Annotated in this window: 15 protein-coding genes and 1 pseudogene; 4 read left to right on the top strand and 12 right to left on the bottom strand. The window is 47.6% G+C overall.

Annotated features, from left to right (window positions below):
* Window positions 1-45: 45 nt before the first annotated feature.
* Window positions 46-303: a hypothetical protein gene (locus tag HMPREF9412_RS33510; protein ID WP_254664129.1), complete on the bottom strand. Its 258-nt coding sequence runs from the start codon at window positions 301-303 to the stop codon at window positions 46-48.
* Entirely contained in the window at window positions 300-1,880 is a 1,581-nt protein-coding gene (locus HMPREF9412_RS28765; protein WP_009595416.1) for an AraC family transcriptional regulator, read from the bottom strand. The genes HMPREF9412_RS33510 and HMPREF9412_RS28765 overlap by 4 nt, the downstream gene beginning before the upstream one ends.
* Before the next feature lie 259 nt (window positions 1,881-2,139).
* Between HMPREF9412_RS28765 and HMPREF9412_RS28770 the strand changes: the two genes are divergently transcribed.
* On the top strand, window positions 2,140-2,628 hold the full coding sequence (locus tag HMPREF9412_RS28770) for a YfbM family protein (protein WP_009595456.1): 489 nt from the start codon (window positions 2,140-2,142) through the stop codon (window positions 2,626-2,628).
* A gap of 194 nt (window positions 2,629-2,822) precedes the next feature.
* Here the strand turns inward: HMPREF9412_RS28770 and HMPREF9412_RS28775 are convergent, their stop codons facing one another.
* On the bottom strand, window positions 2,823-3,254 hold the full coding sequence (locus tag HMPREF9412_RS28775) for a DUF5946 family protein (RefSeq protein ID WP_036673968.1): 432 nt from the start codon (window positions 3,252-3,254) through the stop codon (window positions 2,823-2,825).
* A gap of 252 nt (window positions 3,255-3,506) precedes the next feature.
* Here HMPREF9412_RS28775 and HMPREF9412_RS28780 point away from each other — a divergent pair, with 252 nt between their 5' ends.
* Together HMPREF9412_RS28780 and HMPREF9412_RS28785 are read left to right on the top strand one after the other, a co-directional pair.
* A complete protein-coding gene (locus HMPREF9412_RS28780) occupies window positions 3,507-4,406 on the top strand; it encodes a dihydrodipicolinate synthase family protein (RefSeq protein ID WP_009595422.1) in 900 nt (299 codons plus the stop codon).
* A gap of 231 nt (window positions 4,407-4,637) precedes the next feature.
* On the top strand, window positions 4,638-5,537 hold the full coding sequence (locus HMPREF9412_RS28785) for an EamA family transporter (protein ID WP_009595417.1): 900 nt from the start codon (window positions 4,638-4,640) through the stop codon (window positions 5,535-5,537).
* Between the two features lie 230 nt (window positions 5,538-5,767).
* Here the strand turns inward: HMPREF9412_RS28785 and HMPREF9412_RS28790 are convergent, their stop codons facing one another.
* On the bottom strand, window positions 5,768-6,253 hold the full coding sequence (locus HMPREF9412_RS28790) for a DinB family protein (protein WP_009595438.1): 486 nt from the start codon (window positions 6,251-6,253) through the stop codon (window positions 5,768-5,770).
* A 157-nt stretch (window positions 6,254-6,410) separates the two neighbouring features.
* Here HMPREF9412_RS28790 and HMPREF9412_RS33515 point away from each other — a divergent pair.
* Window positions 6,411-6,518 (top strand): annotated as a pseudogene (locus HMPREF9412_RS33515) (AraC family transcriptional regulator); the annotation flags it as partial.
* 74 nt (window positions 6,519-6,592) lie between these two features.
* Here the strand turns inward: HMPREF9412_RS33515 and HMPREF9412_RS28795 are convergent.
* From HMPREF9412_RS28795 to HMPREF9412_RS28830, 8 genes are all read right to left on the bottom strand, one after another.
* Window positions 6,593-7,534, bottom strand: a complete 942-nt coding sequence (locus HMPREF9412_RS28795; protein ID WP_009595410.1) for a hypothetical protein — start codon at window positions 7,532-7,534, stop codon at window positions 6,593-6,595.
* A 229-nt stretch (window positions 7,535-7,763) separates the two neighbouring features.
* Window positions 7,764-9,083, bottom strand: coding sequence for a HAMP domain-containing sensor histidine kinase (locus tag HMPREF9412_RS28800; RefSeq protein WP_009595457.1), 1,320 nt, complete (start codon window positions 9,081-9,083; stop codon window positions 7,764-7,766).
* Window positions 9,084-9,413: 330 nt separating this feature from the next.
* Window positions 9,414-12,005 carry an ABC transporter permease gene (locus HMPREF9412_RS28805; protein WP_009595451.1) on the bottom strand — a complete coding sequence of 864 codons (2,592 nt, stop codon included), beginning with the start codon at window positions 12,003-12,005 and terminating at the stop codon, window positions 9,414-9,416.
* Window positions 12,002-12,685 (bottom strand): ABC transporter ATP-binding protein, encoded by a 684-nt coding sequence (locus tag HMPREF9412_RS28810; protein WP_009595414.1) that lies wholly within the window; start codon window positions 12,683-12,685, stop codon window positions 12,002-12,004. The genes HMPREF9412_RS28805 and HMPREF9412_RS28810 overlap by 4 nt, the downstream gene beginning before the upstream one ends.
* A 24-nt stretch (window positions 12,686-12,709) precedes the next feature.
* Window positions 12,710-13,648, bottom strand: a complete 939-nt coding sequence (locus tag HMPREF9412_RS28815) for a VanZ family protein (RefSeq protein WP_009595462.1) — start codon at window positions 13,646-13,648, stop codon at window positions 12,710-12,712.
* A 101-nt stretch (window positions 13,649-13,749) separates the two neighbouring features.
* On the bottom strand, window positions 13,750-14,751 hold the full coding sequence (locus tag HMPREF9412_RS28820) for a sensor histidine kinase (protein WP_009595402.1): 1,002 nt from the start codon (window positions 14,749-14,751) through the stop codon (window positions 13,750-13,752).
* Entirely contained in the window at window positions 14,752-15,435 is a 684-nt protein-coding gene (locus tag HMPREF9412_RS28825; RefSeq protein ID WP_036674007.1) for a response regulator transcription factor, read from the bottom strand. It abuts the gene before it with no gap.
* Window positions 15,436-15,586: 151 nt separating this feature from the next.
* Entirely contained in the window at window positions 15,587-16,828 is a 1,242-nt protein-coding gene (locus HMPREF9412_RS28830; RefSeq protein ID WP_009595396.1) for a YbfB/YjiJ family MFS transporter, read from the bottom strand.
* Between the last annotated feature and the right edge of the window lie 21 nt (window positions 16,829-16,849).

Genomic DNA, 16,849 nt, shown 5'->3' on the forward strand with positions numbered 1-16,849 from the left:
GCATAGGCCCCTCATTATCCGGATAGGATTATTGGGATGATTCAGCTAATTCGGCAATATTGCCGCTGCAATTTCGTCCACAACCCTATTCATTCCGAGCGGGCCGTAATAGCCGATCCATAGAGCCGTGTGAACATGGCGGACCTGGCCGCTGCGAACGGCGCGGGTGCTATTCCAGGCTTCGCTCCGCAAGTACATGCGGGTCTGCTCCCGATTCGTGTCGTCCGTCAGCACGAACAATCGGTCCGCTTTCAATTCCGGCAGCGTCTCCAAGGGAATCATCGAGCTGGTTCCTTGACTCATACCGGGAAGCTGCGGCACCGACAGTCCAAGGTCATCGTACAGCAGGCGCGCCGTTCGCTGTGCAGCCGGATTTTGCCGTCCCGCGGCCGGATGAGCGCGACCGTTTGCGCATCCCCCGCCGCTTGCAGGCGGGTTCGAATGGTATTCAGCTTGGCCCCATAAGCATCGATTACGCTCAACGCCCGAACCTGGCGATCTAACAAAGCGCCGAGTCGAAGCAGCGACTGCCGCCAATCTTCATTGCGATCGAGCATGATCGTCGGGGCGATGACGGACAACTCCTCGAAGCGATGCTCCTGAAACCCCGTGCATATAATCAAGTCCGGCTCGATTGCCGTAATCGCGGACAGATCGGGTACTTCCTTCGATCCTAAATGGGCCATGCGTTTCAATGGTCTGGCCAAGTCAATCGGAAGGCCGAGCACCTCGACACTGCAAACCACGCTGCCGATTGGCTGAACGCCAAGAGCGAGAAGCTGGTCGACATACTGGTAATCAAGCACGGCGATACGCTCGGGTATCCTTTCTAATTCAAGCACGCCGCGCAAATGGGGCACGCGAACTTTCCCTTCGACATGGGCTAGCCCTCCGGTGCACATTAAGGTCATGGTCAGGAGCGTTTGAAAATCCTGTAACACGCTCCCCCTCTGATCATACCTAGCCCAGTCCGTCGGGACAATGATCGTATGCGACGGCAATGCTGGAGAAATCCGACAGTTCATGTCCGTCATACGTTGTTCATTTTTACGATTCACCCTATAATCGCTTGGAGGCAAGCCGACGTACTTTTTGAATAGCCTGCTAAAATAATAGCTGTCCGGATAACCGACCTCGTCCGCGATATTCGAAATCGGAAGCTCGCTATTTTCAAGAAGCTTTTTTGCCCGTTTCAAACGGATTTCGATCAGATGCTCGAGCGGGCTATGTCCAAAGCGGGCATTGAAGCCACGCTGCAACCTGCGTGTATTGGTCCCAAGCCGCTCTGCCAGCGAAGCGAGCGTCCACGGCTCGGCGTAGTGGGCTTCCATATATTGCACGGTCGATTCGACCGGATCTTCATCGTGCACTGCTCTCCCCGCTTCCAGCTGCTCCATCTCCGACAAGAATAAATGTACGAACGCATAAAATTGCTGTTTTGCCTCCAAACGGGTCAGCGCCTGTTCCTGCCCCCAAATTTGCTCCATCTCGCGAACCAATTTGCGGTATGCAGCATTCATTACGACCGGAATCGCATAACTGGAATGGAACTGCCTGACGGCTAGCTGAGGTTGATCAAGGCTCTTCGGCAGGCCATCCGGCAACAATGCCTTGTATAATATCAGAAAGTATTCATAATTGTCCGTCGCTTCAGCGATCCGAAACTCGGCCCCTTTGCCAAGATGTACGATCGACGCATCCACCGACCAAAGGTTGAAGCCTTCCGTTTCAATTCGAGCCTTCCCCGCAGTTGATACAAGAAACAGCTCCGCCGGTGCACGGTATTCCAGCCGCTCTTTCGGCTGCAGGCGCCTGCGGCGAATATCTGAAATTTGGAAGGAAGCGCTGTCCCAAAGCATCATCTGATCTTTCATCCTCATATCATGTTCCCCTCCCGCCTCCAAAGCTTTGTCTAGCCTAATTATATGAATAGTGAGAATGATTATCAATGATAGCTTTTTAGACTACTATATGCTGGAGACAAGTTCCGTTTAGTGAGAACAAAAATAAAATTAATGCAGTCTTTATACCTAGTTTTGAGGCTTTTATCCAATGTTCTTTGAAACACACAATTCCAGGATGTTACATTTAGATCGTGCAATTTAGTAACTACCCTATAAGAGAAAGGAAGATGACAATATGGGAATGTACGGATATTACGTTGCTATGGATGATAAACTTGTGCAGCAAATCGCTGCAGGCGAAATTGAATTGGCGAATTTGAAATTAGACGATTATCCCGGGCTGGATATCGATAGAACCTGGGAGGCGATTCACTACTTGCTATGTGGAGATATTGCCGATGGAGAGCCCCCTCTTGGCTATGTTGTTCCGATAACATCAGACAAAGGCATCGAATTTGGCTCATTCGGGGCATTTTTCTTGCGCGCCGAGCAAGTTGCAGAAGCGCTTCAGGCTATGTCTGAGCTGGATGAAGAACAGCTCCGCTTGCGTTATGATTTCCCGACCATGATCAAAGAGGAGGTTTATCCGCTTGAGCCTGGCATGGTTTCAAACGAGGATGGCGACGCGTTCTTTGACTTCATGCTGCAGCATTTTAACGAAATCCGGCGTTTTTACAGCCAAACTGCAGCCGATAGCAAAGGTCTCATTTTCTACATTTTCTAATTTCCAATCTATCGTAAGACTCAACAAAAGCCATTACATAGGCTCAAGGGGTTCTACACTTAACTTCAAGTGATCTCTAGTTGTCCAAGTAAGATATTCTCATTAAAGACTCTTTAATTACCCCACATTCGGCACATTGGTTATGCTCATCATAACCGTACGCCGTGAGATTTGATTCAGATTCGCTGCATTCATCATAAAACAAGCGGTCCCATCTCTTTAAGCGTCGTACGTCCCCATTGCTCAATGAGCTTACAATAGCTTTCGGCATCATTCATCTGTGCAGCCACGTCGGCAATCGTCATGGTCCAAGCCACCTTGGGGAGAGGCGGCGCATTCACTGGCCTTCGAATCCCCTTGGTGCTCCCTGGTCCTCTGTTCATGTCTTGGCGAATCAATTCCGTAGGGTAGCCCTCTTCCAGATGCTTCCTTAATGCGGTTTGGATCCAGACATACATCTCATCGCTATAACCTTCATGCTGAACCATGTAAGATGCAACCGTGAGAAAATGAACCCGTCCATAGCTAGGATCAGTGAATTCAAGTGCCATAAATTCGTTGAAAATCGATTGACATGTATTCCCCGTTGGGAGACGGGCTCCGCATTTATTACAAGTACTCGACACAAACTTCCCTCCTTACAGCTCATAACCCCCTCTTTTCTAAAATCATAATTCTTAACCTTGCGAGATAGTCAATACCTAATGAATAGAGTCGTTCTTATCCGCCAACATCTTAGCGAATAACCGCTAACGTTAATGATGTCTTAATTAAATTGGCCTTATTGAATGTTTTGAAATTGGATCTTTAAGTGAGTCCAGTTGATTTATATAATTTGTGTTATTTATGAAAGTTAACATTTGGAGGAGTGTAGCTTCATGTTCTATGGATTATCAGCATTTCCACTGACCCCAATGAATGAAACAGGAATTAACGAAAATGAATTTGTGAAGCTAATTGAGCGATTGGCAGCAGCAGGCGTAGACTCCATCGGGGCACTGGGTTCGACAGGTAACTATGCCTATCTAAGCCGGGAGGAACGTTTACGGGTTTTGCAGCTTGCGGTCGGTTACGCTGAGGGCATTCCCGTGATGACAAGCATAAGCGCATTGCGCACGATTGAGGTGCTTCGTTTGGCAGAAGACGCACAAAGAGCAGGAGCAAGCGCGGTGCTGTTGGCTCCTGTTTCTTACCAAGCATTAACGGATGAAGAAGTATACTCCTTATATAAAAAGGTGACATGCTCACTCTCTATCCCGCTTTGCGTTTATGATAATCCGGGGACTACGCATTTTCATTTTAGCGATGAACTGCATGGCCGAATTGCTGAGCTCCCCAATGTACGTTCAGTCAAGATCCCTGGAGTGCCGTCTGAACCTGAAGCAGCCAAGACACGAGTAAGCCATCTTCGCGAGCTCATTCCTTCCAGCGTAACCATCGGAGTAAGCAATGATCCGTTTGCAGCCACCGGCTTGAATGCAGGTTGTGAAGCTTGGTACTCGGTGCTGGGAGGCTTATTTCCAAAGACATGCATGAGGATGACTCGATTGGCTTTGGAAGGCTTTGCTGACGAAGCCAATCGCCTTTCTAAACAGCTCGAACCGATTTGGACGTTATTTCGCCAATATGGTAGTCTTCGCGTTGTAGCTGCAGCAGCAGAAATGGATAACTTGATTTCAAGTCCCAGCCTGCCTCTTCCGTTACAACCACTGAATCCTTCAGCCAGAGAGGATTTGAAGTCCATACTTGTAGACATTAAACTTATGGAAGCATCTTGATTGACATCTACATTGGGGCTGTTGCGCAGCCCTAATATATTTATACATAGTAATTGACATGGATCAAAGTATGCTTTTATACTGTTAAATGAAACTTAATATCTTACCTAAAACCTATTTGGGATGATGTGGACTTTTCTGGAGAGAGTTATCTCTCCATTTTCGCCACGCAAAGGCCGTACGGTCGTTTGTGTGGCTTTTTTGCGTTTAACTAAGGAGGATAAGGATTAGATGAAATTATGGCACTATGCATTGATCGTTTTTTTAGGAGGCTGCAGTTATGGGGTTTTGTCCACCTTTGTTAAATTGGCCTATGCAGCAGGTTTCACCGTGTCCGCAGTAACCGGAGGACAGTATCTGTTCGGCGTTGTGCTCTGTTGGCTTGCCGTGTTATTTACCAAAAAGAAAAAACTGACTCGAATCCAAGCTTCAAAGCTTATCCTTTCTGGAATTCCCTTCGGGTTAACGGGCATATTTTATTATCAAGCCCTACAAACGTTAAGCGCCTCTCTAGCAATCGTTATTTTGTTCCAATTTGTTTGGATCGGAGCCTTGTTGGAGTGGGTATTCCACAAGAAAAAGCCAACCAAGACGAAACTCATTTCCATCGCCTTGCTTCTGGCGGGTTCCGTGTTGGCAGCCAATATCCAATTCCAAGAACCCATAGTGTTATCATGGCAGGGATGCCTCTGGGGAATGCTTGCGGCATCGTCCTTTTCCGCATTCGTATTTTTGAGTGGGTCGGTCGAAAAGGAAACTCCTCCCATTTTAAAAAGCGCCCTACTTTCCACGGGAGGCGTATTGACCGTATTTATCGTTTTTCCGCCAACGTTTTTATTGGACTTGGATGTATTTGTGGGGATCATTCCTTACGGATTGGCACTAGGCATATTCGGCGGCGTCCTCCCCCCTCTTCTGTATTCGATTGGAATGCCGCATGTCGGTTCGGGATTGGGAACCATTCTTACGTCATCCGAATTGCCGGTTGTCATCGCCATGTCCTCTTTAGTCCTAGGAGAAACCATAAGCTGGTCTCAGTGGATTGGTGTGATCATCATTCTGGGCGGAATTTTTTATAGTAATATTCGATTTCGTACTCGGAACAGAGAAGCTTTGACAACCACTGTGTAAGCTAAAAACATGTGAGAAAAAAACCGCTAAACCCAATAGGATATGGCTCGATATCAAGTAGATGGAGTAAGAACAAAAAGATAAATCCTTCGGTTCCATACTAGAACTGAAGGATTTTTTGCTCTTTACGCCATTCGTTGGGGATACGCTGTTCGGCATCTTTGCCGATTGCATAGCTGTGACCTCGTCCATATGCTGACCCTGGCATGTTTATCGTTCAATAGAATACATCAGCATTTAATATCGAATAACCCTCTATGAATCAAGTTTGCAGTAACCGGCTGCTTTCCGATTTCTCGTGACCAGATAGACAATTGACCGATATGATGAATTTCATGGGCGATCACGTGACGCATCACTTCACCGAATGTAAATCTTTCCTGTTCCCCGTCCTGGTTCGTGTCGACCATGATGCGATCTTCCAAGCTATCATTCCAATCGTAGACGAAGGGTGCAATTTCCGCGTGGGCTCGGGCCGAATAATCTCTTAATCCTTGGACGCTGGCACAATCCTCGAACGAAGGGATATCCAGCTCTTTTCCTTGCAAATCCATGCACAGCCAAGCATATTCAACGGTCACGATGTGATGCAGTGTGTAGAGAATGCTTCCTATGCCACCGGTGCGTTGTTTCAACAACTCATCCTCGCTCACTGTATCGCACCAGTCAAACCAATCTTGGCGAACTTGCCAGTTATACTCGAATAGCTTCAACATGTCATAGCCTCCTGTAATCATAAACTTTTGCTTCTACTCATGATTCGCGATCTAATCATATTATCCTCCCTCTATGAAGATTCCTGATCCGAGTTTACCTCTAACATATCATGTATTGTTGGATGAAGCGTCTCTATTCAAAGCTAAGAAAAGAACCATAATGCTGAATTGGATTCATCACCATTATGCTGAAAAGATCATATTAGAGGATATCGCAAAGGCGGGGCACTTGAGTCGGTCCGAATGCTGCCGATTCTTCAAACAAAAAAGCCGCATACATGCGGCTTTTCAGTGTATTCATGCTCTTGTCGTTTGACAAAAACTAGCGGTACGGGTAGTTTACAAGATTCGCCGTCGATCGTTCAGCACTAGAAGAATGATCATTACCATTATGATCCCCAAAATAATCCCCGCTTCCGTGGTCAACGTCCGCAGCAACGGGTACTCCGGCGAAAATTGGGAGTCCGTGCGTATGGCGGAAAAGAGATTGTATGAGAATAACATTCCCGACGAAATCCATACCGTTGCCATCGGGGGGAGGAACCTTCGCGATCCGTTATTCGAAGTTAGAACCCGAGCTCCCCACGCTCCAGCGATAGACCATGCTCCGGTACTAAACGTCAGCAGGTGCCACCACACATCGCGTTCATCCACTCTTGCCGGGTCAATGCCAAAGGTCCCTCCCGCAGCCCAATACACCTTGATGGTGCCGAGTAGAATACAGCCAACTCCAACAAACTTGGCCAATGTTTGCTGCAGCTTCAAAGTGTTCCCGGATAAATCACGATAATCAATGAATGTGCCGAAGGCCTCCGGCCAGCGTGTTCGGGCGTAACCTGCTAGGGCAAGAGGCAGACAAATGCCGACACCAACCAGCGATATCATGACGAAGAACTGTTCATAAACCCAAACATCGGCGGCGCCTGCCTCCTTATCCCGAGTCATGGCTGCCGGTCCGAGCACCGGTGCCAAGAGCAGCATAGGAACCAGCAGACCCGTACCCATCCAAATGGGGATGGCAACCAGCCAAGCAGGAAGACGTTCGCCCCATGGCATGCTGAACGCCAGCGCCAGCAGGATCCCGATCATTGCGAGCACTACGGTAGCTGCGTTGATCGCACGCCAGCTAACATCCCCCATTTGTTCGGTCGGCATGAAGAAACCTAAAGTCCAAGCGATTTTGATCAGTAGATACGGCAACACCGATATGGCTGCTCCATAGCCGCATATACGACGCATTTTCATCCATAACGGCGTCTGCAGCTCTTTCGATATTGCCATGTTATCATACCTCATGTTGGATTACTTACCTCCTTAAATAACGCTGCTTGCATATCCCATTCTATCTTCTGATTCGAAAAGTAAAGCGACCTTAAGTTTAAGAATGGGTTAAATTTCTGCAAAAGCAGCCTTGCGCGAGGTAGTTGATCTTAAAGAAACTGCATGCAACATGATTGCATAATCAGGTTCGTTGGTTTCAGGGCTTACAAGATGTAATCTTCACTGTAATCTATACGCTCAAGCCGCTATCCTTCCAAAGATAAAACGAGCTTCCGTTTGCGTCGGACTTCAACTCCCAATGCAAACCCATCTCCCTGGTCATCATGGATACAATGGACAATCCAATTCCAGCTCCCTTTTCAGGAGACTCGTTACAAGTGCCGGGACCCTTGTCTTGTACGATAATAGCCTGATTTGGATAATCCGTGATGTGAATGCCGATGTATCGGCCTGCCCCAGCATGACGCACCACGTTCTGGAACACATTGTCAATGATCCGATGAAGCCACACGGGGTCTACATTCCATAGGATCGGGCAATCAGGCAGCTCGGCAACAACATCAAAGTCCTTTGCCTCGAAGATCGGATACCATTCGGCCACGCGGTTACGAACTTCTTCAGTGATATCGATCGATTGGATGTTAATGGGATACTTCCCCGCCGATAGCAGTGAGTATGACAGCAGGTTATCCATCAACTTGTCGACTTCATCCAGCTTGTGATCAATGATAGAAAGCGACGTCTGTTCCTGGGAAGCAGCAGGATTACTTCGAACGGAATGAACATGCTGCCGAATGACAGTTAACGGAGTGCGGAGATCGTGGGATATATTCGAAATGAATTGCTTACGCAGTTCCTCCTCCTCCCGCTCCCGCTGCTGACTTTCTTTAAGCTCGCAGACCATCCGGTTAAAGGCGCCTTCAAGTTCTCCAATCTCGTCTTCCTTGCTAATAACGACTTCATTCGGGAAGCCGCTCTTCCCGCTTAAGTTCATCGCTGATCGAAGTTTAATCAATCTTTTTCGAAGATTCACGAAGAACAGAAATGACAGTACCAAGAAGCATAGACAGACGGTGAAGAACATAATGGCTAACGGCATGTTTTCTGGAAACGACATTTCCGCAGATATAATATGAGATTCGGGAAGCCTCATCACCATAAAGCCTTGTTTTGGATCGTTTCCGATGAGGGCCGTCAAGGTAAACGCTTCCTGGTTGCTATCCTGGATTTGAAGCGAGAGCATATCCTCATAACTCCATTGCGCCGGGATATCGTTCGAGGTGACCTTGATCGCATTCGTTCTACCCGACGAGTCGACCCAGAACATCTCTGCATCCGGATATTCCATGCTCAACTCGCCCAGTTGGGCTCGAATCTTCCCAGTTCCTGCACCATTCAGCTTGATGGCCTCCTCTTGCCACCTACGAGTGATCTCTTCCGGACGATACATCGAATGCTCGCTGAATAGGTAACCCGGTAAATAAAACATCGCTGGAATGACCGGCCACAGCAGCAATGCGGTCATCATCAGAGCCAGGTATTTGCTCATTAACGAGGTGCGCATCCTCATGTTCTCACTCGGTATCCGACGCGGCGAATCGCCTTCATCATTTGAGGGGACCGGGAGTCCAGCCCGGTTCTCCAGATTACCTCATAGCCTTGTCCGCATAGAAAGTTTCTGGGCCAGGTGCTAATTTCCTGATCGTTTTCCATGTACAAGATCGTGAATGTCTTCATCTTCACACAGACTCCTAACAAGTGGTATAAGGTTAGTCTAACACAGGAAGGAAATACGGTGAGCGTTATAACGAGAACTTCTATACTTCAAGCAAAAAAGCCGCAACTTATGCGGCTTTCCTAATAGTCAATTTCGATCTGCCTATATATTCTCCTGCTTTAAAGCATCAATAATGTTTTCCTTTTTTAATTTCCTGCTGGAAAAAATGATCGCAGAAACGACAATAACAAATACGGCGACGACGACAGAAAGCACACTTAGCCAGGGAACGGTGAATCCGTAGCTGAATCTGTTCGCAAATGACCTATACATTAGAATCATCACGACGAAACTGACGGGAAGCCCGAACAGCAGCGACTTGACTCCATAAAAAACACTCTCATAATTCATCATTTTCGCAAAGCCCTTTGGCGTCATGCCAACGGATTTTAACATCGCAATTTCTCGCTTACGAAGGGATAAGCCCGTTGAGATGGTATTAAAAATATTCGCAATGGAAATCGCGGAGATTAATACGATAAAACCGTAAGAAAAGACGGCCGTCAATAGAATCTGTTGTTCTTCGCTTTTTCTGGATTGATATACATTGTAGACATTCAGATTGGTCTCAAACATCTCTTCGATTTCCTGCTGTGTTCTCATCGGCTCCGTACTTTTCAAATAGAGGTATGTCTGAACGTTAGCCAGCTCCTCGTCGTCTGCCAATTGATCCATGATGCGTTCCGACACGATCATATTTAACCCACCTACGCCTGCCCCGCTCATCCCCATCGGCGCTTGATCCGTCAGCGCGGCAACGGTCACCCGGCTTACCTTCGTTTCTTCCGCATTATCTTTATAGCTATTCGTTAGTTCGAAATTTTGACCGACATTCGTATACACGGCCTTCGTTTGGACATATTTCCCGGCATCCATATCTTGATAGCGGATTGTATCCATCACGATCGCGGCAGGATGATCCGGATCCCTAAGCTGTTCGTATTTTGCGCCGACGGCAACGGCATAGGCTTGCAGACTCAAATCGTCCAATGCATGGATCTTAATCTCGTAAGGGTATTTTCCGTCCTGCAGTAAACTCTTATCCTTCTTAACCATCTCTTGCAATTCTTCGGCGATGTACGCTTCATCGACCCAAGCCTGCTTATAGAACTCTTGAATCAGGTTGTATTCCGTTACACCATCTAAGGATACAATCGATTGCAGCAACCGGTCGTCTATTCTTTTTCCGTTGCTGTACGACACTTGAATATCATAATTGACGCCTTCCTGCGACAGTTCCAGGGATTGTTTCATGCCGGCGGTAAAAAACGATACCGTCAAAAACAAAACAATGCTGATGACAAGTGAAAATACAATGGCATGATATCTCCGTTTGTTTCTTTTTAAGTTTTTCAATCCGATTTCCGCTTCGATGCCGAAGAGCTTGCGAATGAGCCTCGACGTTTTCACGGCTTTCGCCGTAAGCTTAACATCGGACGTTTGGCGAATCGCGTCCATGGCGGAAACCTTGGATACTTTGATCGCCGGAAGATACGTCGAGATGAAAATCGTCAGCATCGAAACAACACAGGCAATCAAGAGTGATAACGGCGTGACGATGACCGTCAGCTTTTCACTGCTCCATAATGCCCCTTCAATCATCGGGTTCATGAACCAAAAGGTGATTCCGATCCCGGCAAGACCGCATAGAATGCCAATCGGAATGCTGATCAAGCCAATAATGACACCTTCAAAAAGCACTGAATTTCGCTTCTGCCTTCTCGTAGCCCCGACGCTCGCGAGCATCCCTAAATGACGGGAACGTTCCGAGACGGATATCGCAAAAGCATTATAGATGAGCGAAACCGAGCCGATCATAATGACCGCCATCAGGATCGCCGATAAAGTGTACATCATGCTGTACGATTCTTTGTTTTTGGACAAGCCGTAATAATGCAGCAAGTCGTTATTGTATTGGACCGATTCGATGTCGTTCCTCTTTGCCACATTTTCCGCATCAGCGAACAAGGACGGTTTGATTTTCTGCAAGACCACCGCCGCATTCACTTGATCGGTTGCCCCGATAAAGTTTTCATCGACATAGCTGATAATCGTATAACCCGGCGCCCAAGCCGTTTCCCATACGGGACGCTTGATGTAGCCGACCACCGTATAATCCTTTGTCTCGATATGCTGCAACGTTTCAGTCAACGTGCCGTCTTCCCTACGCAGCGGTTCGGTCTGATCCAAGGGATGATCGCCCCCTTGTTCGAATCGTTCGCCGATGCGAAGGGTTAGACGATCGCCGATTTCGTACTTCACTTTGGCGTTCGTTGCAACGGGCTCGGAGATAACGACTTCCTTGTCCGTACGGGGTAGACGCCCCTTGCTTAGTTCAACCTGAAATTGTGTGAAACCTTGCGCATCATATTCCTTGATGAACAAGTATGGTTTGTTGGGATTTTGTCCCCCTTCTAATGGGGCATATCCAAGATCCCTTGTAATCGCAACGGTTTGGGTTGCCTCATCGGCTTGTATCGCCGCAAGCTGTTCTTTGGTAACATCCTGATATTGAACATGCCACTCCCCGCTATCCGCGATGGTTTGCCTGATCATTAAATCCGAGAAGGAGAACACAAGCGTAGCGACAGCGGTCACCATGGCAACCGAAATGATGACGCCGATGATGGTCACGAGTGTTCGTCTCTTGTTTTGCTTTAAATTCCGGATGGCAAGTTTGTAGACAATATTCATCGACGGATCACCTCGTCTTTGGCAACCTTCCCGTCTACAATTGAAATGATCCTGTCGGCCTGTAAAGCGATTCGTTCGTCGTGAGTGATGACAATCAGCGTCTGATGATAGGTTTTATTCAACATTTTCAACAAATCGACGATCTCGCTGCTATTTTTGCTGTCCAAATTCCCGGTGGGCTCGTCTGCCAGCATGATGGCAGGGTTACTGATGATCGCTCTGCCGATCGAAACCCGCTGCTGCTGTCCGCCGGATAACTGATTAGGCAGGTGGTTTAAACGACGCTCCAAATTTAGCGTCTTTACGAGCCCATCGAACTGCTTCTTATCTTCCTGTTGGTTGTCCAGCAAGAGCGGCAGCGTCATGTTCTCTTTCACCGTTAAGGTGGGAATCAGATTGAAAAACTGGTAGATCAGTCCGATTTGCCGCCGCCGGAAGATGGCCAGACGCGTTTCATCCAATGCATAGATGTCCGTATTTTCAACGAAAACCTTGCCGCTCGTCGGTCGATCGACGCCTCCCAGCAGATGAAGAAGGGTTGATTTTCCCGATCCGGACGGGCCGATAATCGCGACGAATTCGCCTTTTTGAACCGAAAAAGAAATGTCGTCAAGCGCCTTTACCGCCGATTCGCCTGTGCCGTATATTTTAGACAGATGCTCGATTTTTAAAATTTCCATTGCCGTACCTACCTCCCTTCATGCTCAATTCCAGCTATATACCATCTCTTTATATCCAACATCCCACAGGGTTACATTTCCATCAATGGTTATCGTAAGCTCATTGGCCTGAGGGAAATAAATGGAGCTCATCTCCGGCTCATGGCGTCCGGCTTCTACAGATACGGTCAGGAACTCATGTCCATCGGCGGTAATCCTAATGCTGCCTCGGGAATCCTCCTGATCGGGAATTCCATAATTCAAGAAGAGGTACACCTCCTTCTTATTGCCTAGCGTGTACCTGTACGTTTCCTTGTTTTTGCCTTCGAAACTGTACACATTATATTGGGGTTCCACGTCTTGACCGCCAATCTCAAAACTGGCCGTTTTGTTTCCTGTTGAAGGATTCCCCGTACTATCCCTTAAATCGTTTATCGCTACAAAGGGACCCATTTCTTTGGTGAACGCTTGGTCAAAGATCCCGAAGACCCCCCACACCCCGAGCATGAGGACTAAACTTGATAAACCCATATAAACAATATTTCTCCAGTAGTTTTTTGTGCGAAATCCAAGTTTGTACGCCCCGAAGCCGACGGCTGCGCCCAATGAGTTCTGTATAACATCATTCATGTCGAAGCTGCCGAGGAAAGTTAGTGCCTGAATCGTCTCCAGCAGGAGGATGGATAGGATAAACAATGTCATAAAGCGGACAAAGCTAGTCCGATATAACAACGGAATCAATATGCCAAAAGGAATGAAAGCGGCGACGTTCCCGAAACCCACTAAATCCATCAAGGTCGGATGTAGAAGGTCGGATAGACCTGGCAGCCTAAAAAAATCGTCCGGTAAAAAAATAAAGGTGTACCCCTTGATTTGATCTGCCTTACCTACCCTGCCGAAAGCGAAAAACAAAAAATAAAGAATAAACAGGGTGTAAAATATCGTGATGGCAAAAATAAGCTTACGCTGTTGCTTCGATTGCATTGTCGTACCTCCATCGTTCATCTGATGGATCTCATTGTATCTGTCCAAAATGACTTTTCAGTGACGATGGAGGTGACAATTCAGTCACTTACGGTGTGCCGCTAAATCACGTGCTTATAAAATTTAATCCGAAACTGCGTACCCTTCTCGCCGTCGCTCGTCACATCGATCACGCCGTTCTGACTGGCAATGATGCTCTGTGCCATCGCAAGCCCTATGCCGATGCTCCCTTCGCTAGCATTCTTTCCTTTGTAGAAACGTTTGAAAATATACGGCAAATCTTCTTTCGGAATGCCTTTTCCGTTGTCGACAATGACGATTTCCGTATATAACGCGTTTTCGGAAAATGAGATGGCGATTGCACCGCCTTCAGGCGTATGCTCCACTCCGTTTTTCAAAATATTGATAACCGCTTCAGCAGTCCAATTGAAATCGCCGACAAAAGAGACGTTGTCATCCCCCTCGATGGAAACCGTCTGTCCCTTAATATCCATCGGAATCATTACCGGCTCTAATGCTTTTTGGATAAGGCTTTTCATGGGTATTCGATCTTTTTTGAATGGGATGGTCTTCGCGTCCATTTTCGATAGCTTTAATAAAGAAGAAACAAGCCAGTCGATCCGTTCAAGCTGGATGCGAATATGGTGGGTGAACTCCGTTCTTTTGGCCGGAGGCAGGTCAGGGGCGCTTAGCAGATCCGCCATGACGGTCATGGAGGTGAGCGGCGTTTTGAGCTGATGCGAAATATCGGAGATGGCATCCGTCAGTTGAAGTTTGTCCCGCTGCAATAGCGACCGGTGCTCCGACAGCATGCGCGTCACTTTGTAAATATCATTCTTTAGGATGCTAAGCTCGCCTTCTTGATTGTCCCGTACGTCAAGGGTATCATTGCCGCTGCTAATCTCCCGCAAATAGACGGACAGCTTTTCAATTTCGCGGTATCTCCATTTCGTAAATAACAAGCTGCCGCCAATGAGCAAAATCGATAGAAAGAAAACGAGCACCGCGGCGGCAGGAGAAATCATAAGAGCTGCAACAATCGCCGCTAGGCTGACTGAACCCATGACGAACAATAACATCTTAATTTCTCGATTGCGCAGCATCTAATCACCAACCTTATATCCCAGTCCGCGTACGGTTTTGATCAATGTCGGATGTCCAGGATCATCTTCCAGCTTTTCCCGCAGCCTTTTGATATAAACGGTTAACGTATTGTCGTTCACGAAATCGCCGGCCACATCCCAAATTTGCTCCAAAAGCTGATTTCTTGAGAGAACCTGTCCGATATGATTGCCAAAGATGAGCAATAAGCGATATTCCAAAGCGGTCAACGCAATCTCGGCTCCGTTCTTGAACACTTTCCCTTCCAGCGTATTGATGCGGATATCATCGATATCCATAATGCTGTTAACTTGGGACGGCTTTTGATATCTTCGCAAGACGGACTTGATCCGCGAAAGAAGTTCGCGAACCCGAAAAGGTTTCGTAATATAATCATCGGCTCCCATATCAAGCCCCATCACGACATTAACCTCATCGTCGATCACCGTTAAGAAGATGACCGGAATGTCACGCCGCTCCTTCACCATCTTGCACAATTCATAGCCGCTTCCGTCCGGAAGCTGTAAATCGAACAAGCATAAAGCGAACTGATCGATGTCTTCGGCGAGCACCTGTTTTGCAGATGCGACATCATGGCAAATAATGGTTGAATAGCGCTCTTGCTGCAGCGAATATTCCAGACCGGACGCAATCGTTTTATCATCTTCCACTAACAAGAATTTCATATCCAAAAAGATCATCCTAACGTTATGATTGAATTTATGACCCATCTTCATTCTGATAGTGTACCAACGCAATAGGAAAAATAAAAGCCGTTACCACAATGAATGAGGCAGCTGATCGTTTGACCAGCTGCCTCAATATGATGCTTCGACTTCAACCACGGACAGGCAAATGACGAATCTCAAGCTTTCGCTGCTGTAGTCCATACCATGCAGCCAACGCAGCGGCAATCGCCATAAAGATGGCGCTGGATGCCACGCCGAATGGCAAGCCGTATTGTTCGACGATCAAGCCTCCAACGATGGGACCGATGATCTGCCCAGAGGCAAAAAAGGCAGTGGCTATGCTGAGGCTTGGCGCATACGCGTGTTGAGGGACATGACGACGAAGAAGCGCAGTTGTCATCAGCGGCGGAGTAATAAAGGAAACCAGCCCAATCGTGGTGGCTCCAAGTACAGTAAAGAACATATTATTAGTGATTACCCCACACGCTCCGATTGTTCCTAAGGTTAATCCCGAAGCCAGCGTATACCCGCTCGGCCAGCGGTCAATAGCTTTGCCTCCGATCCATCCGTTAAACAAACCCGCGAATCCGATACCGGACCATACCAGCCCGGCATAGAGGGATGGAATGCCTTGGTTCACCAGATAGGGAATCAAATACGTGAAATAGATGATGTATCCCCAGCCGAAGAAGAAATAAGAAGCGATTAGGAACAAGAGCTTATTGGGGTTCAACAGGAGACGATACACATGATCGCTTTCTTGGTCGCATGGCTCCGATTCGGTCGGCGCGGGTATTTTTACGACTCCCCTCTCTCTGGTAACAACGAACTCGAAACCGAGCGCGGCAATTACACCGAATACGCCCATGATCACCCAAGCATACCGCCACCCCTGCAAGTGTGAAGGATCTATGGTAAAGGGGGCGAACAAACCTGTCACTAGAATGCCGGCAGATCCGCCCAGCCATATAAGACCCGATGCCACTCCCCGTTCCGCGGGTCGAACGGCATCCATTGCAATGGACAGGACTAACACGGTAGCGAAGGCAGATAACAAGCCGATGACGAACCGCCAAAGCCCAAGCTGGGTAAAATGATCACTAAATGCCGAGCCGATTAAAGTCAATCCGAGCAATAAGCACGTCATCCGATTAATGACATGCTTGTGGTCTGGAAACCGCGAAATCAACGGGGAAAGACACAATGTCCCGACTAGATAGCCGATAAAGTTGACGGTGCCGAGAATACCCAAGTGTCCATAGCTCCCCCCGATGACCCTCTGGATCCCGGGCAAAAACATGCCGTAGGAGAGCCGGGAAAAGCCGAGTATCACGACAAATAATAACGATGCCCATAGCGTAATCCAATTCCATGCCGATTTTGTACCCATATTCCCTATCTTCCCCCCAAA

The sequence above is a fragment of the Paenibacillus sp. HGF5 genome, assembly GCF_000204455.1.
In the GTDB taxonomy this organism is placed as follows: Bacteria; Bacillota; Bacilli; order Paenibacillales; family Paenibacillaceae; genus Paenibacillus_AQ; species Paenibacillus_AQ lautus_A.

Bases quoted from the DNA above. Each gene is read 5' to 3' on its own strand.
- HMPREF9412_RS33510 (WP_254664129.1), bottom strand. From the start codon at position 303: ATGAGTCAAGGAACCAGCTCGATGATTCCCTTGGAGACGCTGCCGGAA.
- HMPREF9412_RS28765 (WP_009595416.1), bottom strand. From the start codon at position 1,880: ATGAGGATGAAAGATCAGATGATGCTTTGGGACAGCGCTTCCTTCCAA.
- HMPREF9412_RS28770 (WP_009595456.1), top strand. From the start codon at position 2,140: ATGGGAATGTACGGATATTACGTTGCTATGGATGATAAACTTGTGCAG.
- HMPREF9412_RS28780 (WP_009595422.1), top strand. From the start codon at position 3,507: ATGTTCTATGGATTATCAGCATTTCCACTGACCCCAATGAATGAAACA.
- HMPREF9412_RS28785 (WP_009595417.1), top strand. From the start codon at position 4,638: ATGAAATTATGGCACTATGCATTGATCGTTTTTTTAGGAGGCTGCAGT.
- HMPREF9412_RS28790 (WP_009595438.1), bottom strand. From the start codon at position 6,253: ATGTTGAAGCTATTCGAGTATAACTGGCAAGTTCGCCAAGATTGGTTT.
- HMPREF9412_RS28795 (WP_009595410.1), bottom strand. From the start codon at position 7,534: ATGGCAATATCGAAAGAGCTGCAGACGCCGTTATGGATGAAAATGCGT.
- HMPREF9412_RS28800 (WP_009595457.1), bottom strand. From the start codon at position 9,083: ATGAGCAAATACCTGGCTCTGATGATGACCGCATTGCTGCTGTGGCCG.
- HMPREF9412_RS28805 (WP_009595451.1), bottom strand. From the start codon at position 12,005: ATGAATATTGTCTACAAACTTGCCATCCGGAATTTAAAGCAAAACAAG.
- HMPREF9412_RS28810 (WP_009595414.1), bottom strand. From the start codon at position 12,685: ATGGAAATTTTAAAAATCGAGCATCTGTCTAAAATATACGGCACAGGC.
- HMPREF9412_RS28815 (WP_009595462.1), bottom strand. From the start codon at position 13,648: ATGCAATCGAAGCAACAGCGTAAGCTTATTTTTGCCATCACGATATTT.
- HMPREF9412_RS28820 (WP_009595402.1), bottom strand. From the start codon at position 14,751: ATGCTGCGCAATCGAGAAATTAAGATGTTATTGTTCGTCATGGGTTCA.
- HMPREF9412_RS28825 (WP_036674007.1), bottom strand. From the start codon at position 15,435: ATGAAATTCTTGTTAGTGGAAGATGATAAAACGATTGCGTCCGGTCTG.
- HMPREF9412_RS28830 (WP_009595396.1), bottom strand. From the start codon at position 16,828: ATGGGTACAAAATCGGCATGGAATTGGATTACGCTATGGGCATCGTTA.